Origin of the sequence: Niveispirillum sp. KHB5.9 (assembly GCF_048066115.1) — a bacterium.
In the GTDB taxonomy this organism is placed as follows: Bacteria; Pseudomonadota; Alphaproteobacteria; order Azospirillales; family Azospirillaceae; genus Niveispirillum.
On sequence record NZ_JBLTYX010000013.1, the window covers coordinates 163967 to 183658 of the forward strand.

Annotated in this window: 18 protein-coding genes, 1 tRNA gene and 1 pseudogene; 8 read left to right on the plus strand and 12 right to left on the minus strand. The window is 65.9% G+C overall.

All coding sequences use genetic code 11. The features are described 5' to 3' along the window. Positions 1-58: 58 nt before the first annotated feature. From ACM9HJ_RS20395 to ACM9HJ_RS20405, 3 genes are all read right to left on the minus strand, one after another. A complete protein-coding gene (locus ACM9HJ_RS20395) occupies positions 59-2593 on the minus strand; it encodes an ATP-binding protein (protein WP_416573602.1) in 2535 nt (844 codons plus the stop codon). A 254-nt stretch (positions 2594-2847) separates the two neighbouring features. Continuing rightward, positions 2848-3237 (minus strand): iron response transcriptional regulator IrrA, encoded by a 390-nt coding sequence (gene irrA / locus ACM9HJ_RS20400; protein WP_416573603.1) that lies wholly within the window; start codon positions 3235-3237, stop codon positions 2848-2850. Between the two features lie 170 nt (positions 3238-3407). Continuing rightward, on the minus strand, positions 3408-4586 hold the full coding sequence (locus ACM9HJ_RS20405) for a hypothetical protein (protein ID WP_416573604.1): 1179 nt from the start codon (positions 4584-4586) through the stop codon (positions 3408-3410). 118 nt (positions 4587-4704) lie between these two features. Between ACM9HJ_RS20405 and ACM9HJ_RS20410 the strand changes: the two genes are divergently transcribed. Beyond that, a complete protein-coding gene (locus tag ACM9HJ_RS20410; RefSeq protein ID WP_416573605.1) occupies positions 4705-5319 on the plus strand; it encodes an alpha-ketoglutarate-dependent dioxygenase AlkB family protein in 615 nt (204 codons plus the stop codon). A 112-nt stretch (positions 5320-5431) separates the two neighbouring features. On the opposite strand, the gene ACM9HJ_RS20415 is transcribed toward ACM9HJ_RS20410, so the two are convergent. Then, positions 5432-6643 (minus strand): GIN domain-containing protein, encoded by a 1212-nt coding sequence (locus ACM9HJ_RS20415; RefSeq protein WP_416573606.1) that lies wholly within the window; start codon positions 6641-6643, stop codon positions 5432-5434. 253 nt (positions 6644-6896) lie between these two features. Between ACM9HJ_RS20415 and ACM9HJ_RS20420 the strand changes: the two genes are divergently transcribed. Continuing rightward, on the plus strand, positions 6897-7271 hold the full coding sequence (locus tag ACM9HJ_RS20420) for a ribbon-helix-helix domain-containing protein (RefSeq protein ID WP_416573607.1): 375 nt from the start codon (positions 6897-6899) through the stop codon (positions 7269-7271). A 25-nt stretch (positions 7272-7296) separates the two neighbouring features. On the opposite strand, the gene ACM9HJ_RS20425 is transcribed toward ACM9HJ_RS20420, so the two are convergent. The 4 genes from ACM9HJ_RS20425 to gluQRS all read right to left on the minus strand — a co-directional run bounded on the left by ACM9HJ_RS20425 (position 7297) and on the right by gluQRS (position 10653). Then, entirely contained in the window at positions 7297-8181 is an 885-nt protein-coding gene (locus ACM9HJ_RS20425; protein WP_416573608.1) for a TIGR01459 family HAD-type hydrolase, read from the minus strand. Between the two features lie 102 nt (positions 8182-8283). After that, on the minus strand, positions 8284-9054 hold the full coding sequence (locus ACM9HJ_RS20430) for a MerR family transcriptional regulator (protein WP_416573609.1): 771 nt from the start codon (positions 9052-9054) through the stop codon (positions 8284-8286). Between the two features lie 85 nt (positions 9055-9139). After that, positions 9140-9631: a hypothetical protein gene (locus ACM9HJ_RS20435; protein ID WP_416573610.1), complete on the minus strand. Its 492-nt coding sequence runs from the start codon at positions 9629-9631 to the stop codon at positions 9140-9142. Positions 9632-9765: 134 nt separating this feature from the next. Next, positions 9766-10653 (minus strand): tRNA glutamyl-Q(34) synthetase GluQRS, encoded by an 888-nt coding sequence (gluQRS, locus tag ACM9HJ_RS20440; protein WP_416573611.1) that lies wholly within the window; start codon positions 10651-10653, stop codon positions 9766-9768. Positions 10654-10967: 314 nt separating this feature from the next. Here gluQRS and ACM9HJ_RS20445 point away from each other — a divergent pair. Continuing rightward, a pseudogene (locus ACM9HJ_RS20445) lies at positions 10968-11510 on the plus strand (HNH endonuclease); the annotation flags it as partial. Between the two features lie 149 nt (positions 11511-11659). Here the strand turns inward: ACM9HJ_RS20445 and eat are convergent. Then, a complete protein-coding gene (gene eat / locus ACM9HJ_RS20450) occupies positions 11660-13033 on the minus strand; it encodes an ethanolamine permease (protein WP_416573612.1) in 1374 nt (457 codons plus the stop codon). A 302-nt stretch (positions 13034-13335) separates the two neighbouring features. Between eat and ACM9HJ_RS20455 the strand changes: the two genes are divergently transcribed. Continuing rightward, positions 13336-14613, plus strand: a complete 1278-nt coding sequence (locus ACM9HJ_RS20455; protein ID WP_416573613.1) for an MFS transporter — start codon at positions 13336-13338, stop codon at positions 14611-14613. Between the two features lie 183 nt (positions 14614-14796). Here the strand turns inward: ACM9HJ_RS20455 and ACM9HJ_RS20460 are convergent, their stop codons facing one another. Continuing rightward, positions 14797-15036, minus strand: a complete 240-nt coding sequence (locus tag ACM9HJ_RS20460; protein WP_416573614.1) for a hypothetical protein — start codon at positions 15034-15036, stop codon at positions 14797-14799. 265 nt (positions 15037-15301) lie between these two features. On the opposite strand from ACM9HJ_RS20460, the gene ACM9HJ_RS20465 reads away from it, so the two are divergent. Beyond that, complete coding sequence (locus ACM9HJ_RS20465) at positions 15302-16660, plus strand: sodium-dependent transporter (protein ID WP_416573619.1); 1359 nt, start codon at positions 15302-15304, stop codon at positions 16658-16660. Positions 16661-16706: 46 nt separating this feature from the next. Next, positions 16707-17132, plus strand: a complete 426-nt coding sequence (locus ACM9HJ_RS20470; RefSeq protein ID WP_416573615.1) for a YccF domain-containing protein — start codon at positions 16707-16709, stop codon at positions 17130-17132. A 20-nt stretch (positions 17133-17152) separates the two neighbouring features. On the opposite strand, the gene ACM9HJ_RS20475 is transcribed toward ACM9HJ_RS20470, so the two are convergent. Both ACM9HJ_RS20475 and ACM9HJ_RS20480 read right to left on the minus strand, forming a co-directional pair. Next, positions 17153-17785: a demethoxyubiquinone hydroxylase family protein gene (locus ACM9HJ_RS20475; protein WP_416573616.1), complete on the minus strand. Its 633-nt coding sequence runs from the start codon at positions 17783-17785 to the stop codon at positions 17153-17155. Next, on the minus strand, positions 17782-18291 hold the full coding sequence (locus ACM9HJ_RS20480; protein WP_416573617.1) for a disulfide bond formation protein B: 510 nt from the start codon (positions 18289-18291) through the stop codon (positions 17782-17784). The genes ACM9HJ_RS20475 and ACM9HJ_RS20480 overlap by 4 nt, the downstream gene beginning before the upstream one ends. Before the next feature lie 181 nt (positions 18292-18472). On the opposite strand from ACM9HJ_RS20480, the gene ACM9HJ_RS20485 reads away from it, so the two are divergent. Both ACM9HJ_RS20485 and ACM9HJ_RS20490 read left to right on the plus strand, forming a co-directional pair. Next, positions 18473-18558 (plus strand) — tRNA-Leu (locus ACM9HJ_RS20485). A gap of 179 nt (positions 18559-18737) precedes the next feature. Next, positions 18738-19592: a class I SAM-dependent methyltransferase gene (locus tag ACM9HJ_RS20490; RefSeq protein ID WP_416573618.1), complete on the plus strand. Its 855-nt coding sequence runs from the start codon at positions 18738-18740 to the stop codon at positions 19590-19592. Positions 19593-19692 lie beyond the last annotated feature (100 nt).

Consider the following 19692-nt stretch of genomic DNA (forward strand, 5'->3'; position numbering starts at 1 on the left):
CGGGGTGACGGTTGATATTGCGAAAAGCCGAACAGCCCAAAAGCTTTCTGCAGACTCCTCACCGCATTGGCAGTGGGAAGGGCAGGCCGGCACTCTCCGTCCAGACGATGCGGGCGGGCGGCAGGGTCAGGGTGACCGTGGTACCTTCGCCGAACACGCTTTCGATCGACAGGCGGCCGCCATGCAGCTCCGCCAGGCCCTTGGACAGGGTCAGACCCAGGCCGGTGCCGGGATTGCTGCGGGCATAGACATTGTCGACCTGGTGGAAAGGCACGAAGACCTTGGCCAGGTCCTCCGGCTTGATGCCGATGCCGGTATCGCTGACCGCCACCGAAACACCGCGCGCCGGATCGACGCTGGCCGTCAGTTTCACCGTGCCGCCGGGGGAGGTGAACTTGATGGCGTTGGACATCAGGTTCAGCAGGATCTGCTTGAACTTCACATCATCGACCAGGATGGGCGGCACGCCGTCCGCCACCTCCACCACCAGGTTCAGGCGGCGTTCCATGGCGCGGGCGCGGACGATGCGCTCCGACCCGCGCACCAGTTCCTCCATGCCGCAGATGCGCTCACGCAGCTCCACCCGGCCGGCTTCCATCTTGGAGACGTCCAGGATGTCGTTGATCAGGGTCAGCAGATGGCGGCCGGACGCGATGATGTCGCCGGCATAGGCCACGGAGCTGTTGTTCTGCCCGGCCTTGTCGCCGACCTTCAGCTCGCTCTCCAGCACCTCGGCGAAGCCGATGATGGCGTTCAAGGGCGTGCGCAGCTCATGGCTCATATTGGCCAGGAACTCCGACTTGGTGCGGCTGCCCAGTTCGGCTTCGGCCTTGGCCTGTTCCAGCTGGTCGGCGGCACGCCGGCTGGTGACGGCCAGGGCCGCCAGCTGCACGGCGCGGCGGGCCCGCTCCATCTCCCAGTCATGGGGTTCGCGTACGCTGTCGCCATAGATGGCGAAGGCGCCCAGCGGCTCCCCGTCGCCCGACAGGATGGGCAGCGACCAGCAGGATTTCGCCCCTTCCGCCAGCATCAGGTCGCGGTACAGGTGCCAGCGTGCATCCTTGGCGATATCGGCCACGATGACGGGCGCGCGGCGATAGATGGCGGCCCCGCAGGACCCGACATCGGGGCCGATGGCCACGCCCTCATAGGCTTCCTTGACCCGCGCCGCGAAGCTGGGGGCAGCGGCCACCGACATATGCACTCCGTCCTCGCGCAGCAGCATGATGGTGCAGCGGGCATTGTCCAGCTGCTCCTCCATGCCGCGGCAGAGGGCATCCAGCACCTCGCCCAATGGGGAACCGGCGGCGGCCATTTCCAGGATGCCGCGTTCCACGGTCAGCAGCCGTTCCATGCGGCCGCGCTCCCGGTTCTCCTTGCGCAGCTGGCGGGCATTCTCCTTGAACACGCGCACGGCGGCGGCCATAGCCGCCACCTCCACCCCCACGCCCCTGAATTCCGGCAGGGTCACGGCATGGTCGCCACCGGCCAGGGCCCGCATGGCATCGGTCATCTGCTGGATGGGCCGCAGTACGCGGGTGCGTACCAGCCAGGCCGCGAAGACCAGGGCCACCATGGAGATCAGCAGTTCGAACGCATCGACCCACAGTTTCTGCCGGGCCAGCAGGCGATTGCGCTCCGTCGCCTCCGAAGCGACGGCGACGGCGGCCCCCACCAAGTCGCTGGCCGCATTCAGCAGGCTGGTGCCGTTGCGCAGCAGTTCCGGCAGGCGCCCGCGCGCCTCCCCCCGCGTTGCGGCATCCAGGATGGCGGCGCGCAGCGGCAGGTAGCGCTGATAGAAGGCGGCTTCCATCTGGCGCAGGGTGGCCTGGGTGCTTTCCGGGAACATGGCCGGGTCACCGACATTGCGCACCAGCTGCCAGACCAGCTCCACTTCCGCCAGGGACACGGTCATGGCCGTCAGATCCGCCTGGCCGCCCGCGGCGACGCGGTAGAGCAGGCCCATGTCCGTGCCCACCTGGCTGCGCAGGTGGATGGCCTCGCGCGTCAGCATCTCCGCGGCACCGGCATCGCCGCCGATGGACAGGGCCGGGTTGTTGACCTCTCGCAGCAGGGTCAGCAACGCCGTCAGGTAGGAGCGCGAGGCATCGCGCCATTCGGCGATCAGCATCGTGTTGTCGACGGGGCTGGGCCCGGTGGCGTCCAGCGACCGCCCATCGGCCAGCTGCGCCAGCAGCCCCTCCACCCCGCCGCGCAGTTCGCGCATGCGGGCCAGCGCCACCCGCAGCGACCCGATATCCTCCGTCAGCGAATTTTCCACCGGCATCTGGGCCAGCTGGTCCAATGCTGCCAGGGCGGCGCGGTCGGTCTCGTTGCGGTGGCGGTCGATCTGCGGGCGCAGGGCCGCTTCCGGCGTGCCCGGCGTGCGCGCCGCCTCCAGCACCAGATTGATCATGCCGGCTTCGATGCCGTGATCGCGGGCTGCGACCAGCAGGTTGCGGCTGACCAGTTTCAGGTTGGCGATGTCCACGGCCTGGCGATAGGCGCGCCAGCCCGCCTGCATGTCGATGGCCGTTCCGGCAAGCTGGACGCCGGCAACCAGGGCCAGGCCGCCCATCAACACTCTGCGCATAGAGCCCCCCGCCACGCCGGCTTTTCCACCGGTTGGGCATTGACACGAAGGTCACACTCTACGTTCGCGGGGCGGCGCCTGCAATGCTGGCGAACGGGGTCTAGGCGATTGAAAATCGTTGAGGATTCCTACCCACGGCGACCAGTGGTAGAAGTTCCGGCGCTTCATGTGACCTCAGGTGCCGGACGCCGCCATCCCCCGGCTCGGCGGTCGCCGGCCTCCAGCGTCATGGGTAAAGACCCACGATGTTGGTGTCACTCCGCATCGCGTAGGCGGATGATCACGTCGACCCGCGCCAGCTTGGTGCCCGACGGCAGGCAGGGCAGGTCCGGCAGGTTCAGCTGCGTGCAGCAGATATCCTGCAAGTGCCGGCTGTTCTCATGGAAGAAATGGTGGTGGTCGTCGATATTGGTGTCGAACCAGGTGCTGCCCGCCTCCACCACCACTTCGCGCAGCAAGCCGACATCGCGGAACTGGTTCAGGGTATTGTACACGGTGGCCAGCGATACCCGCATGTCGGCGGCCAGCGCCTCGGCATGCAGCTGTTCGGCCGTCACGTGCCGGTTGCCGCATCTGAATAGCAGCGAGGCCAGATCCAGCCGCTGGCGTGTCGGGCGCAGGCCGGCCTTGGCGAGCCGGGCCATCAACCGGCAGGGCTCCGCGGCCTCGCGGGCCGGAACGGGATCGAAAGGGTGTTGGCTGTCAGGCATCGCGGGGGACGGGGCCGTGGAGAGGAAAACGACAGCCGTCATGTGGGGTAGACGCACCCCCTTTGGCAAGGGGCAATGACGAAGATCACAGCGGGAAACTTTTATCACGCCCGGCCCAGGGGGCCGTGGCCGCCCTCGCCGGTTTCCCCATCATCATCGTCGTCGTCCAGATCGTCATCATCCAGGGACAGGTCGTCGGCATCCAGCAGGTCGGCCAGGCTGAACCCATCCTCCGAATCCTCCTCCACCTCCGTGCTGTCGGTGATGCCGACGACGGCGCGGCGCACTTCCTGCTCCAGCATGGCAAGCGTCGTGCGCTCCAGATCGCCGCCGCGCGACGCCTGGGGGAAGGCGAAGCTGAACAGGGCAACGGTGGTCTGCCCCTCGATGGCGGCACCACGCAGCCACAGGAAGAAGCGCAGCGGCACCCCATCCTCCTCACCGTCGGTGACGAAGCGGGCCATCACCTCCCCACCTGGCACCTCTCCATCGGGAAGCCATTCGAGGGATCCTTCGCCCTCGCGCCCGTCGGGGCCGTCGGCGAACTGTTCGGCCGTCTGGCGCAGGATGGCGCGGGCCAGGATCTCGGCCTCGTCGCCCTCATGGTTGAACTGGTGCACGGCGACGCGCAGGGTGCCCGCCCCCTCCACCTCGCGGTAGAACAGGGACAGTTCGTCATCCTGGGAGATGTTCCAGTCCCAGGGCAGGCGGAAGCGCACGCTTTCCCCATGCCAGACATTGCGCATGGTGACGCGCTGCACCGGGCCCTGCACGGGGCCGGGGCTGAACCTGATACGCGCCGCCTCTTCCCCCAGCCGGTCGATCAGGTCGGACAGTTCCGGGTCTTCGGCACTGTCATTGGGCACCAGCAATTGCAGGGTGACGACACGGACATGGTCGGGCGGCTGGAAATCCGCCACCTTCCAGACGAAGACCTGACGGTCGGGCGGCTGGGCAACGGCATAGGCGATCCAGTGGCGTTCATCCACCTCGTCCGGGCCGTCGGCCGTCTCCATCGATGGCAGGATGCCGCGCGGCAGCACATTCTCGCGGTCCAGATACTGGATCGCCTCTTCCGCGCGGGCGCCATAGGGATTGCGGTAGGTGACGACGGAGACCAGCAGGTCGACCGGATGCGCGCCCGGCGACTGATAGGCCAGGCCGCCATCGTCGCGCGACAGGCGCTGCCAACTGGATGGCACCCGCAGGCTGGCCACGCCGCCACGCAGGGCGACGGGATTCCAGTCCGCGGTCAGCTCGCTGTCTAGGGTCTCGTCTCTCATAAGACCGAATCTAGGCGTCTTGGCCGCCTGAGTCCATGATTGGCGCGTGACACTGTCATGTCGTGGGCGCTTTTTTTAGGGTAAAGCGACCTGGACGACACGGGATGGGCAGGGGATCATGATCCGGGATGCGCAGGGTTTCAGCCTGTTGCCGGACCATCTGGACCGGGATGGGCAGCAGGCGATGGTGGAGTTGGTGGCGGCCCTGGCCGCCGATGCCCCCTTCACCCGCTATGTCATGCCCCGCACGGGAAGGCCCTTTTCCATCGACATGACCAATGCCGGCAGCCAGGGTTGGATCGCCGACCGGCAGAGCTACCGCTATTCCGCCTTGCATCCGGGGACCGGCCGACCCTGGCCCGCCATCCCGCCGGTGCTGCTGGAACTGTGGCGCGGGCTGACGGGTTACCCCCATGACCCGGAATGCTGCCTGATCAACCATTACCAGGGGGAAGGGGCGAAACTGTCCCTGCATCGCGACGAGGATGAGCAGGCGAAGGACGCCCCCATCCTGAACATCTCCCTGGGTGACACGGCGATCTTCCGCCTGGGCGGGCCGGGGCGGAAGGACCCGACGCGGTCGTTCGCGGTGACCAGCGGCACGGTGATGGTGTTCGCCGGACCGTCGCGGATGTTCTATCACGGGGTTGACCGGCTGCGCGTCGGCTCCTCCCGGCTGCTGCCCGGTGGGGGGCGGCTGAACCTGACCCTGCGGCGGGTGACGAGGCCGTAGAGCGGTTTTCCTTTGCCTGGAAAATGGCTCCGGCGGCGACTACTGCCGCGGCGCACGTGCGCCGTGTCACCCAAGCCGCGGATGCGGCGCCGGTGCTTGGACGAACTGAAAGCTAGCGCGACAGGTCCACCTTGCCGGGGCCGACATGATAGACCTTGGGCGTGCCGTCATGGCCGGCCAGGCTGACGCGGCCCGGCCCGGTCATCAGCACGCGCGGGTCCTTGGCCTTGCCGTTGAAATCCACCGTGCCGGGGCCGGTGACGCCCACGGCCAAGCTGTCGGCCTGACCGCCGCCGATGGTCAGCGTGCCGGGGCCGGGGATGGCGGCGGCCAGATCGCCGGCCAGCATGCCCACGCGGATGTCGCCCGGCCCGGCCATGGAAACCGACAGCCCGGCGGCCACCGTGCCCAGGCTCACGGCGCCGTTACCGTTCAGTTCCACCGCCGCGGTGCCGACATTGCCCATCCGCACCTCCCCGTCACCGGCCAACTGCACGCCGGCCAGTCCCTTGACGTCGCCAATGGAGACGGTGCCGGAGCGGGTGATGCGCACGCGGGCCGATTCCAGCCCGCCCAGCTTCATCTCACCCTCGGCCAGTTCCAGCCGGGCGGGTGCACCCAGATTGCCGTCCACGGTCAGGTCGCCGGTGAAATTGTTGACCAGCAGTGGCGTGCCGCGCGGGACGGAGATATCCAGGGTCACGGCGGGCTGGCTCTGCGGGCCGGGGCCGGTGATCCACAGGATGCCGTCATCGATGGACAGGTTGTAGCGCTTGCGGCTGTTCTCCATGCTGAACAGCACCTCCTGCGCGTCATCCACCACCTTGATGCGCACGGTGCCCATCACGCCCGCCAGGCGCAGGCCGGCCGGCGCCTCGGCCGTGGCGGCCAGGCGGTTGGTACCGTCGGCGGCGGTGTTGCGGTCCAGATACTTGATGTCGCCGTCGCGCCGATTCTTCATGCCCTCGGACCTGGCCGTGGCCAGCTTGGCCGCATCCTCGATGCCGTCGGCGACGGCGCGGTTGATGGCGGCCATGTCCACGGCCCGCCCGTCGCCGCCCTGCATGCGCTGGGCACGGGCCGCCATCCGTTCGGCCACGCGGTCGCGCGCCTTCTCATTCACGCTGGCGGTGATCCCATCGCTGCCGATGGACAGCGCGATCTCCTGCCCCAGCCGGGACAGGTCCCCGCGGGAACCCAGCGGATCACCGGCCACCACCGCCCAGCCCACCGTGCCCGCCAGCACCAGGATGGCAGCGACGCCGCCCAGCGGCACGCCCGGCTTCACACGGGGGCGGGAGGACAGGGACGGGTGCGTATGCATGGGGGCCTCGAACGATGGGCTTGGCGTCTTTTCCGGCGCCCATCATAGCGTGACACAACGCCCTGTCTGCCGTCGTTTCCCAGCTGCAACAATTTTGGTGCCAGCTGTTACAAAGCCGGCGACGCCGCGCCGATCGGAAACGGAATTGCCTCCATGTCATAAGACCTTCAACAACCCATTGTTTCCTACATGTAGGTTCAATATGTTCGACACAACTGCGAACCATTTCCAACAATAGGACAGACGGTTCCCCATGGCCGCCAAGCGTCGTCCCCCCACGAACCCGGAAGATACAGCGCCAGACTCGATGCGGGCGGTATGCCGCAACGTCGTGGTGGCAGGCGCGCGGACCAGCGTGCGGATGGAACCGCTGCTCTGGGACTGTCTGGCGGAAATCGGGCAGCGCGAATCACATACGCTGAACGATATCGCCACGATGATCGACGCACGCCGGGGCGACAGCGCCCTGACGGCGGCACTGCGCATCTTCATCCTGTCCTATTTCCGCACGGCGTCCGATGCCTCGCCCCGGTTGTCCGGTCTGGCGGAGGAACAGACGCCCTTCGGCACCACGGCTGATTACTCCACGACCTTCCGCAAGGCGCTGGAAATTTTCGACCACGGCTGAGTTTTTTCCGAGTCGGAAACGTGCGTCAGCCCCAGCGCAGGCCCGCCGCCGCCCAGGTCGGGCGGTGCGGGCTGTCGGCCAACAGCCGGGCCATGTTTTCCGGCGTGGGCAGTTCGCCGAGCGGCGACCCCAGCTCCTCACGGTGGATGCCGCCGGTGATGAACAGGCTGTCGATGCCGGCGGCATTGGCGCCGGCCACATCGGTGCGCAGACTGTCACCCACGGCCAGGATGCGCGACGGCGCCACCCCGCCCAGCAGGTCGAAGCAGCGGCGATAGACCGGCGCGTGCGGCTTGCCATGGTAGCGGACATCGCCGCCCATCTGTTCGTAGTACCGGGCCAACTCGCCGGCGCACAGCACGAGGGTCTTGTCGATCACCACCACCAGATCGGGATTGGCGCACAGCATGGGCAGGCCGCGGTCCAGGCAGCGGCGCAGCAGCGGTTCGTAATCGGCCAGTGTCTCGTCATAATCGTCTATGCCGGTATTGAGGACGAAATCCGCCGCCTCCGGACTGTCCACGCGCACCCGATCGGCCAGGCTGTCATAGACGTCGTTGTCGCGGGGCGGCCCGATATGGAACAGCTTGGGCCCCAGGGCCGCATGCCAGGCGTCGCCGCGGTCGCGCAGCGCCTCGAAGCTGGCTTCGCCGGACGTGTACAGTGCATCGTAGAGGTCGGGCGTCACGCCCATCGCCGTCAGCTTGGCCGCCGCCGCCGCGATGCGCCGTGGCGCGTTGGACAGAAGGCAGACGCGTTTGCCCAGGCGGCGCAGGGTGGAAAGGCATTCCACCACGCCGTCATAGGGCTTCACCCCGTCATGCACCACGCCCCACAAATCCAGGATGAAGCCGTCATAACGGTCGGCGATGCCGGCCAGGCCGGGGATCAACGGAACGGGGGCGGTCATGCTGGGCGGTTTCCGGTGATGGATGCGACGGGGGCCAGGGTGGCGGCACCCGTCCGCCGGGGCAAGGCCGGGCACGGCATGGCTGCCGTGCCCGTTCCCTGTTCAATTCCCCACCAACATGCGGATGGCATAGGCCTCCATCGCGTCCGGCAGATAATCGGCCAGCCCCGGGGCCAGCGCCTCGTACCGGCTGCGGAAATCCGGGTGGGACCGGTACATCTCCGCCAGGCCTGCATAGGCGTCGGCATCGGGCCGGCGGCCCCAGCTGGCGGCCACCCATTCCAGGTGGCGGGCCAGCAACCCGTCCAGCCGTGCATCACCGGCCGGAGTGCCGTCGCGCATGGCCTGGGCGGCGGCGTTCTCGATATCGGCCAGTTCCCGCATCTGCGCACCCCTGTCCAGCCGGCCCATGGCCTGTCTGGACAGGGCGATATCGGTCCGCACGGCGGCGCCGTACCGTCCGACCAGCCAATCCTCATGCTCGGTCTGCTTCTCGGGGCTGAACCCCTGGTACAGGGCTTGGGCATCCATCACGTCTTCTCCTTCCAACAGGGTGATGGTGCGGTCGATGGTGGCGACCAGCTGTCGATAACGCTCGGCTTCCGCCAGCAGGTGGCGGCGCTGGGCGTGCAGTGCCGCCCGCCGGTCGAAATCCGGCGCATCCAGAACCCGGGCGATCTCCGCCAGCGGCATCCCCAGTTCCCGGTGCAGAAGGATCTGCTGCAGGCGCAGCAACTCCTCCCGCCCGTACTGGCGATAGCCGTTCTCCGCCGTGGCGGCCGGGCGCAACAGGCCGATATGGTCGTAATGATGCAGCGTCCGCACCGACACGCCGGCCAGGCGGGCCAACTGGCTGACGGTATAAAGGCTCATCTCCGACCCTCCCTCATCTCCGCACGCCAACTCTTGCTGGGCTATGACGCCACGTCAGGGTCAAGGGCGAAGAAGGAGGGAATGTTCAGAACAGATCGTCGATCTCGCTCTGGTCCATGGTGACGGCGGGGTTGTGGTCGCGTACGGAGCCATGGACGATGGCGCTGCCCTGGTCGACAAGTTCCTGCAGGCGCCGCCAGTAATCACCGGCGGTGAAACCCAGCATCTCCGGATCGTCGCCCATGGGCGCCAGGGTGGCCACCGCCTCCACGATCAGGCTGTTCATGTCGTTGATGGTTTCGTCGAACGGCGCGCGGAACTCCGCCGGCACATGGTCGAAGACCTCGATCGCCAGGGGCGCGAAGGCCAGGCCGCTATCCTCGAAATGCTGGCGATAGGTCTTGGGCGTCCAGGCCACGATCTCGTCCAGCATGTCCGGCATGTCGCCCAACATGGACAGCAACATGATCACTTCGTTGAAATGATTGAAGTAATCTGTCGACAGCAATGTCCTGTCGTCGATCGTCGTGTCACGGACAAGTTGGCGGTAATGGTCAATCATGGACGTATCTTGCATGGCATGGTCTCCATACCACAATGTTCTCCGACAATATCCTTAAAATTGCATCTACCTTAGCCCCGTTACGGACAAGGCTGTTTCCCTTTGGCGATCATTAAGCAAAACCAAGCCGTTGCGGAAGGGGAATAAACCTATCCTTCAGTGCCAAACGGCATGTTGCCCGTGGCGCGGGCCAGGATGTCGGCCGGCGACAACCCCTGGGCGCGCAAGGTGCGGATGCCGGTGGCGCCGTCGCGCTTGGACAGCCGCTCCCCCTTGGCGTTCAGCAGCAATCCATGGTGATGGTAATCCGGCACGGGCAGGCCCAGCAGCGCCTGCAGCAGCCGGTGGACATGGGTGGCATGGAACAGGTCCTCTCCCCGCGTCACCAGTGTCACACCCTGGATGGCATCATCGACCGTGACCGACAGGTGGTAACTGGTGCGCACGTCACGCCTTGCCAGCACGATGTCGCCCAGCAGGCCGGTATCGGCCGCCACCTCCCCGCGGCCGCGGTCGTGCCAGGACAAGGGCCCGGTCAGGGTGGCGGCCTTGGCTACGTCCAGCCGCACGGCATGCGCCTCCCCCGCCGCGACACGAGCCAGGGCGGTCTCGCGCGGCAGGTGGCGGCAGATGCCGGGATAGAGCGGACCTTCCGGCCCCATCGCCACCAGATGCGGCGCATTGCCGGCGCGCGCGATCTCGTCGGCGATCTCCTTGCGCGAACAGAAGCAGGGATAGGCCACGCCCAGGGCCGACAGCCTGTCCAATGCCGCCGCGTAATCCGCCATATGGTCGGACTGGCGGCGCACCGGTTCCTCCCAGGAAAAGCCCAGCCAGGCCAGATCCTCTTTCAGCATCACCTCATATTCGGGGCGGCAGCGGTTGGGATCGATATCCTCGATCCGCAGCAGGAATCGCCCGCCCGCATCCAGCACCGCGTTGGCGGCGAACAGGCAGGAATGGACATGGCCCAGATGCAGGAAGCCCGTGGGGCTGGGGGCGAATCGGGTGGTTACGGGGTTGGGTGTTTCAGGCATGCGCGTGGTACCGGATAAGGGGCCCAGCCCCTGCTCTGACGACATATACCCCCAATGAATAGCGGGTCACAAGCTGAACAGCCACAAGGGCTTGCGTGTCAGTTCCGTTGCGGCTACGTGATAATTGCGTCATCCGTTGTCCGCGCGGGTTGCCAGAGGGGGCCGGACGTTATATCAAAGTCCCCGACGTTCCGGCCTGCCGCCAACCTGTCCGCCATCCCGATGCCAGTGGTTCCAAGCGGGGGACCTCCGGGTGGAAGAAGGCGGGGCTCCGGGGGTCGGGAACACCGACGGAACGGCGCTGGGGGTGCAACTTGTCACCACCGTTTGATGGGTGTCCCGCTTTGGTGCTGAACGCGGATTTCCGCCCGCTCAGCTATTTCCCGCTATCGCTCTGGTCATGGCAGGATGCGGTCAAGGCCGTGTTCCTGGATCGTGTCAATATCGTATCGCATTACGACCGCGTGGTCCGCTCGCCGCAACTGGCGATCCGGTTGCCCAGTGTGATCAGCCTGAAGGAATATGTGCCCGCGACGCGCCGGCCGGCCTTCACTCGCTTCAACGTCTTCCTGCGCGACCGGTTCACCTGCCAATATTGCGGGCGGTGGTTTCCCACGCATGAACTGACCTTCGACCATGTCATTCCGCGCTGCCGGGGCGGACGGACCAGCTGGGACAATGTCGTCACCTCCTGTTCGGCCTGCAATCTGGCCAAGGGTAGCCAACTGCCCAGCCAGTGCGGCATGCACCCGTTGCAGGAAGCCTTCGCGCCGACAGCGTATGAGCTGCAGGAGAACGGGCGCAATTTCCCGCCCACCTTCCTGCATGACAGCTGGCGGGATTTCCTGTCCTACGACGATATCGGGGACGAGGTGGCGGCCGATCCGGTGGATGATCTGCCCGGCACTGCCTTCCCGCCCGCCATGACCAGCGCGGAATATTGGGGCGCGGAACTGGAACAGGGTTGAGGGAAGGGGAGGGAGAGCCCTCCCCTTCCGCCTTTCCCTTACAAATCCGTATCGCCGCGGGCCAGCACGCCTTCGCCGGCGGAGACGGCGATGATGTTGCCGGTGATTTCCACATCCTTTTCCGCCCGCACCTTGGCAGTAGCCAGGAAATAGCCATAAGCCGGCAGGAACATCGCCACGAAGATCAGGGCGATGCCGGGATTGAACCAGGCCATCACCACCAGGAAGAAGGCCGCCAGCACCAGGGCGATGCCCGGGAACAGCGGATAGAGCGGGGCGCGGAACGGCCTTTCCATCCCCGGCTCGGTATGCCGCAGCTTGAACAGGGCCGCCATGGAGATGATGTAGAGCACCAGGGCGCCGAAGGCCGACATGGTGATCAGCTCCGCCGTCTTGCCCGACAGCAATGCCACGATGCCGATCACCCCGCCGACGATCAGGGCCCAGTGCGGCGTGGCGAATTTTGGATGCAGGGTGGACAGCACCGACGGCAGGTATCCCGCCCGCGCCAGCGCGAAGATCTGACGGGAATAGCCCAGGATGATGCCGTGGAAGCTGGCGATGATGCCGAACAGGCCGATGGAGACCAGCATGTGCGTCCAGCCGCTATCCTTGCCCACCACGACGGCCATGGCCTCGGGCAGCGGATAGTCGACGCTGGCGAAATTGCGCCAGTCGCCCACGCCGCCGGTCAGGAACATCACGCCCAGCGCCAGGACCACCAGGGTCAGGATGCCGGCGATATAGGCGACGGGAATGCTCTTCTTCGGTTCCTTCGCCTCTTCCGCCGCCATGGCCACGCCTTCGATGGCCAGATAGAACCAGATGGCAAACGGAATGGCGGCCAGGATGCCGGCCGTGGTGAATTCCTCGTTATTGGCCACGAAATTGGTGACGCTGAACGCAGGCGCCACCACGCCCACGAACACCAGCAGTTCGACCACGGCCAGCACGGTGACGATCAGTTCGAACGCCGCCGCCTGCTTCACCCCGACGATGTTCAGGCCCACGAAGACCACATAGGCGGCGATGGCCGTCGCCATCACGGGCACGTCCGGGAACATGAAATGCACATACGCGCCCAATGCGGCCGCGATGGCCGGCGGGGCGAAGACGAATTCCACCAGCGTGGCATAGCCGGCCACCAGCCCGCCCAGCGGACCAAAGGCCTTGCGGCTATAGGCGAAGGGACCGCCCGCCTGCGGGATGGCCGTCGTCAGCTCCGTGAAGGAAAAGATGAAGGTGGCATACATGGCCGTGACCAGCAGCGTGGCCCACAGGAAGCCGATGGTCCCCGCTTCCTTCCAGCCATAGTTCCAGCCGAAATATTCACCGGAGATCACCAGGCCCACCGCGATCCCCCACAGATGCACCGGCCCCAGCGCTTTTTTCAAACCCGTCGCACCGCCCATGCCGCCCCCGCTTGGTCAATGGGGCCTTCTATGGCCCCCGGTTGATAGGACTGTCCGGCCGATGATGCGCCTGGCACCGGGCCGGATGTGGCGGCGCAGCAATTTCCACACCATCATGGTTAATGGCCAATTTGCTGGATTTTGGCGGCCAGGGAAAGTGCCGTTCGCCCAGCGATTGGGCATTTCCTGTTGCGCTGCGTGAAACGCGGGCAAATTCCCCTGGAATGACGGGGTCTTGTGCATTGTTGATGGACGGCCCTCCTCTTGGGCGGTATCAAGTTCCCAGCATGTGCAACCTCCCGATGGTGGAGCCGCTCCTGTCAGCCCTTTCCGTGCAAGAACGCCGTGTCGCCTGGCTGATGACGTCGGTGCAGTTCGTCAGCGTGCTGTCCTTCATGGTCATCATGCCGCTGGGCCCGGATTATGCGCTGGACCTGGGCATCGACACGGCGCGCGTCGGCTGGGTGCTGGCCTCCTATACATTGTCATCGGCGATCGTCGGGCTGCTGGCCGCCATGGTGCTGGACCGGTTCGACCGTCGGCCGGCACTGGGCATCTGCATGATCGGGCTGGTCCTGTGCAATGTGGCGGCGGCCTTTGCCTTCGATCTCTGGTCGCTGCTGGCGGCGCGTGCCCTGGCCGGGCTGTTCGGTGGGCCGGCAGGTGCCCTGTCGGTGGCCATCGTCGCCGATAATGTGCCGCCCGAACGCCGTGGCAAGGCCATGGGCATGGTGATGGGATCGCTGTCGATCAGCGCCGTGCTGGGGGTACCGCTGGCCCTGGAACTGTCGCATCTGTTCGGCTGGCGCGTGCCGTTCCTGACCGTGGCGGGTCTGGGGCTGATCATCATCATGGTGGCCGTGCGCCTGCTGGGACCGCAGCGCACGCACATGACGGAGGCGCCCGTCGCCCTGCGTGATGCCCCTGGCCATCTGTTGCGTGTGGCGCGGGGTGCGCTGCCGGCCCTGGCCTTCGCCCTGTCCTTCATCGCCATCGTGCCCAGCTTTATGCTGATCACCAACATGGCGGTGTTCGTGCAGTTCAATCTGGGCTTCCCGCGCGAACAACTCGGCATGCTCTATATGGTGGGCGGCGCGCTCAGCTTCTTCGGCATGCGGGTCACCGGCGCCCTGGTCGATCGCTATGGCTCCACCTTGGTGACCACGGGCACGGCGCTGGGCTTGGCGACCCTGATCTGGTTGCTTTATTACGACTGGCACTGGGTGGCTGTGCCCATCGTGGTGCTGGTGCCCGGCTTCATGGTGTTCAATTCCGCCCGCATGGTGGCGCAGAGTGCCGCCGTCTCCAAGGTGCCGGCCCCGGCCGACCGTGCCGGCTTCATGGCCCTGGTGCAGTCGGTGACCCAGGTGGCGGGCGGGGTCGCGGCCCTGACCGGATCGGCCATGCTGTCCACCGGGCCGGCCGGCGAATTGCTGCATATATCCGATGTGGCTCTGGTGGCGCTGGGCGTCACCCTGCTGGCCCCACCCCTGATCTGGGCCCTGGAACGCCGCCTGCCGCGTGATGCCGACATGAGCCACCGCGTGCGGGCGGTGATGAAGGGCACGTCGGGGAGTTGATACGGGTGAAATGAGTTTCCGTTCCAGGCCGGCGACTGCCGGCCCGCGACCGCGTGGTCGCGTAAGCCAAGGGCGCGGATGCGCCCGCCCGGCGCCTGAGGTGCCATCAACCAACATACAAAAACAAAACGCGGCACCCGAAGGTACCGCGTTTCACTTTTCAACATCTCCCGTCCGTACGGATCAGGCCGTGATATTCACGAAGCTGCCGCGCGTCCGGCCTGAAGCCGTAGCCTCCTGACGCTGACTTTCGGTCGGATTGGTGTTGGTCTGCTGATTATCCTGCTGGGTGGCTGCGGCGGTCTGCTGCGCCTGCTGATCGGCCGGGGGAACCGGCTGAACACGCGTATTGCTTTCCGCCGGCCGCACGCCCGTAGGCTGGAACGTGGAAGAGCTGTAGGAGGAAACGCCGCTGATCGCCATCACACACCTCAATTGTTGTGGATAAAATAGGCGGGAAGGCAAAGCCCGTCAATCCGCCATCGACGCAGGCAGCGGACGGGCACCCATGCACGTGCAAAGTTTCCGTCATGGAATCGACAAGGAATCGTGGATCGGGGGTGGAGGAGGGGGCTTGCCCCGTCCGCAAGGCCGGGGTTATTGCTTGAAATATCGGATAAAACCGGCCACCCCGCCATCCCGGTGGGGCTCAAGGTCGGCACAGGACAGGGGTGACCTCTTGCAATCCATGGACAAGGCCGGCGCCCCCGTCGGCCAGTGGTCGTCGCGTTTCGCTTTCCTGATGGCTGCCATCGGCTCCTCCGTGGGGCTCGGCAATATCTGGAAGTTCCCCTACATGATCGGCACGGGCGGCGGATCGGCCTTCATGCTGGTCTATCTGGCCTGCGTGATGGCGGTGGGCCTGCCCATCCTGATCGCGGAGCTGATGCTGGGCCGTATGGGCAGGCAGGGGCCGATCGAGACCCTGATCGATCTCGGGCGCCGTTATTCCGGCAGTGCCGCCTGGGGCCTGATCGGCTGTGTCGGCGTGCTGGCGGCGGTGCTGATCCTGTCCTTCTATTCCGTCGTGGCCGGCTGGTCGCTGGCCTATATCCCCAAGCTGCTGCTGGGGGAGATGTCGGGCCTGACCGGCGCGCAGACGGGGGAAGTGTTCGGTTCGCTGCTGGCCGATCCCTGGAAGCTGACCTTCTGGCACGCTTTGTTCATGTTGCTGACCATCATTCCCGTGGCGCGCGGCATCCAGGCGGGGATCGAGAAGGCGGTGGTGTGGATGATGCCGCTCCTGTTCGTGCTGCTGCTGGTCCTGTGCATCTATGCCGCGATCGAGGGCGATTTCGCCGCTGGCATGGCCTATCTGTTCAAGCCGGATTTCGCGGCGGTGACCTGGGATGTGGTGCTGGCCGCCACAGGCCAGGCCTTCTTCTCGCTCTCGGTGGGGCTGGGCACCATGCTGGCCTATGGCGCCTATCTGCCGGCGAACGTTTCCATCCCGCGCACTTCACTGGTCATCGTCTTCGCCGCCATCCTGACGGCGGTACTGGCCGGGGCCGCCATCTTCCCTATCGTCTTCGCCAACGGCCTGAACCCGTCGGAAGGGCCGGGGCTGGTGTTCGTGACCCTGACCGTGGCCTTCGGCGCCATGCCGGGCGGGGCGCTGTTCGGGGCGGTGTTCTTCGTGCTGCTGGCCATTGCGGCCCTGACCTCGTCCGTGTCGCTGCTGGAGCCCATCGTGGCAGCGTTCCGTGGCCGGTCCAGCCTGTCGCGCTCGACCCTGGCCTGGATCGGTGGCATCGTCGCCTGGGTCATCGGCTTTTTGACCCTGTTCTCCTTCAATATCTGGTCGGATGTGCATCCGCTGGGCGGCACGCGCACCTGGTTCGACTGGATCGACTTCCTGACCTCCAACATCATGCTGCCGCTGGGGGGCGTGATGCTGGCTTTGTTCGCGGGCTGGGTGGTGTCGCGTGAGGATGGGGCCGCCATCCTGGGCTTTGAAAGCCCGCTGCTGTTCCGGCTCTGGCGCATCCTGGTGCGCGTGGTGGCACCAGTGGGTGTCGTCGCAGCGGTCGTTTCCAATATGCTCTGACGGGGCATAATGGCCTTGTCAAAGTGAGACCAGGAAGGACCCAACGATGATCAACCTGCTGATGAATGTGCTGTGGCTGCTGCTGTTCGGCTGGACGGCGGCGCTGGGCTGGCTGGGGGCAGCCGTTGTGATGGTGATTTCCATCGTCGGCATTCCCTGGGCCCGGGCTGCCGTTAACATCGCCATCTTCATGCTCTGGCCCTTCGGCCGCGTGGCCGTGGACCGGGAGGAACTGACGGGGCGGGAGGATATCGGTACCGGCCCGCTGGGGTTCATCGGGAACGTGATCTGGTTCCTGTTCGGCGGCATCTGGCTGTGCCTGGGGCACCTGATTCTGGGCTTGGGCTTCTGCATCACCATCATCGGCATCCCGTTCGGGCTGCAGCATTTCAAGTTCGCCGGTCTGGCCTTCGCCCCCATCGGCAAGACCATCATCGACCGTGAAGTGCTGGAGGCGGTGCGCTACCGGTGAGATGATGGCGGAGCGGACGCTTAAATCCGCTCCGACAGCCAGATGGCGGTGCGCGACCCTGCCTTGATCAGGGCCGACAACACCGGATAGCCCGTGGCCAGTTCCGCCTCATGCTCCAGCCCAATATCGCGATGCTCCAGTTCCTCGGCCCGGAACTGCTCGATCGTGGCCTTCAGCTTCTCCTCACCGGGCCCCAGCTTTTCGGCCTGCTCGGCATAATGCTGGTCGATGACCTCCTCCACCGCCACGGTGCAGGCCATGGCGGCGCGGCTGCCCATGGCGGCGGTGCCGGCACCCAGTGCCCAGCCGGCCAGATGCCAGATGGGCTGCAGCATTGTCGGCCGTACGCCGCGTTCACGGGCCAGCCCGTTGAACGTTTCCAGATGCACCACTTCCTGTTCGGTCATGTGCTGGATCATCGGGCCCTTCTCGCCCTTGCCCAACACGGCCAGCTGCCCCGTATAGATGCGCACGGCGCCGTATTCGCCGGCCTGATCGACGCGGATCATCCGGTCCAGCGTGGCCGGCGCATCACCGGGCAGGTGCCGGGGGCGTGCCGCGGCCGCCACTGCGCCGGCATCGGCCAGCGGGCCGTCCTTCAGCGGGCGGGGCGAAAGCAGATGCGCCGGAATGCCGGGATTATGGGTGCTCATCCAGCCTGCTCCGTGGAAAAGGCCGCCTTGAAGGCGAAAAGCGCCAGGATCAGGCTGGCGATGGCGCTGAAACCGGCGATGGAAATGCCGAACAGTGACCAGGGGATCTCGTCACAGCGCACGACGGGGGCGGCCAGGATGGCGGCGCGCAGATCGTCCAGCCCGCCGCTGCTGATCGGTGCGGTACAGGCGGTGAAACCTTCCCACCATTTCTGTTCCACCCCGGCGTGGAACAGCGAGATGCCGGCGCCAACCAGAAACACCAGCCCGCCCAGGATCAGGCTGACCCGCCTTTGTGCTGCCGTCAGGCGCAGCAGGGCCGAGGGCAGCAGGGGCAGGATGACCGTCATATAAGCATAGCGCTGCCACCAGCACATGTCGCACGGGTTCAGCCCGCCCCAATATTGGGAGGCGAAGGCGGTGCCCAAAGCCGTCAGTGCTGCCAGGATCAGCAGCAGCGAAGGCAGGCGCGGGGCGGCGAACAGGGTGGTCGTTTTACTCATCATGGCGGCAACTATAGGCACGTGTCCTGCGTGCCGCAAAGGGCCACCTGCGTGGGGCGGATGGCCGCATCGGTTACGCAATGCCAGACGCGGCAGACTCAAAATCTGTCACCCGCCACCGACGGATTTCATTGACCGGCGGCTTGCCATCATTATAGTGCCGCCTCGCGTTGAAGCGCTCGGTGCCTCCGTGGCGAAATGGTAGACGCGGCAGACTCAAAATCTGTTGCCGGCAACGGCGTGTTGGTTCGAGTCCGACCGGGGGCACCAATTTCCTTCCCGATATCATTGCGATTTCGCCAGAATGGGGCCAATCGGGCCCTTCGGCGCCGGTCCATGCGCGCATAGGCCGAACGGCTTCTTGGCGTTGCTGTCCATCATGATTAGCGTGTCCGGCACCCGGATGCCGGTCCCGGCCTCCGTCTTCTGTCGCGGAAGGAACGCCCCTGATGAACCATAACAAGATGAAGCCGTTGTTGCTGGCTGCCTTGCTGACCCTGCCCCTGCCGGCCGTCCTGGCGGCCGATGTGCCCGCTCCGCAGCAGGTGGCTGCCGCTCCCCTGCGCGACCTGCTGGCGCCGATCCTGGCCGGCGATCATCGCTCCGACGCCAACAAGGCCCGCGACCAGTGGCGCCATCCGGTTGAGACGTTGGAATTCCTCGGCGTGGAACCGGGGATGAGCGTCGTGGAGATATGGCCGGGCGGCGGCTGGTACACGGAAGTGCTGGGGCCGCTGCTGAACACCAATGGCCGCTATATCGCCGCCGGCTCCGATCCTAACGGTGCCTCGGCCACTACGCTCGCCGGCATTCAGCGCTTCAAGGACAAGCTGGCGGCCAAGCCGGAGCTTTACGCCAAGGCCGAGCTGACGGGCTTCGGGCCCAAGGCGCTGGATTTCGTGCCGGCCGGTTCGGTCGATCGGGTGCTGACCTTCCGCAATGTCCATAACTGGATGGGGGCGGGCTGGGCGGAGGATGCGTTCAAGGCCATGTTCAAGGCGCTGAAGCCCGGTGGCGTGCTGGGTATCGTCGAACATCGGGCGTCGAAGGCCAATCCGCAGGATCCCAAGGCCAAGTCCGGTTATGTGCGCGAGGATTATGTGATCAAGCTGGCCACCGATGCCGGCTTCAAGCTGGTGGCGCTGTCGGAGGTGAATTCCAACCCGCGTGACACCAAAGATTATGCGGAAGGCGTCTGGACCCTGCCGCCGACCCTGACCCTGAAGGACAAGGATCGGGAGAAATATCTGGCCATCGGCGAGAGCGACCGTATGACTCTGCGCTTTGTGAAGCCTGCCAACTGACATCGGCAGCAGCAGATGCGAAGGCCCCGGTCCGCGCGACCGGGGCCTTTCTGTTTCAAGGCCACCATATATAGGGTGGTCAACCACAGCCGCTGGTGTG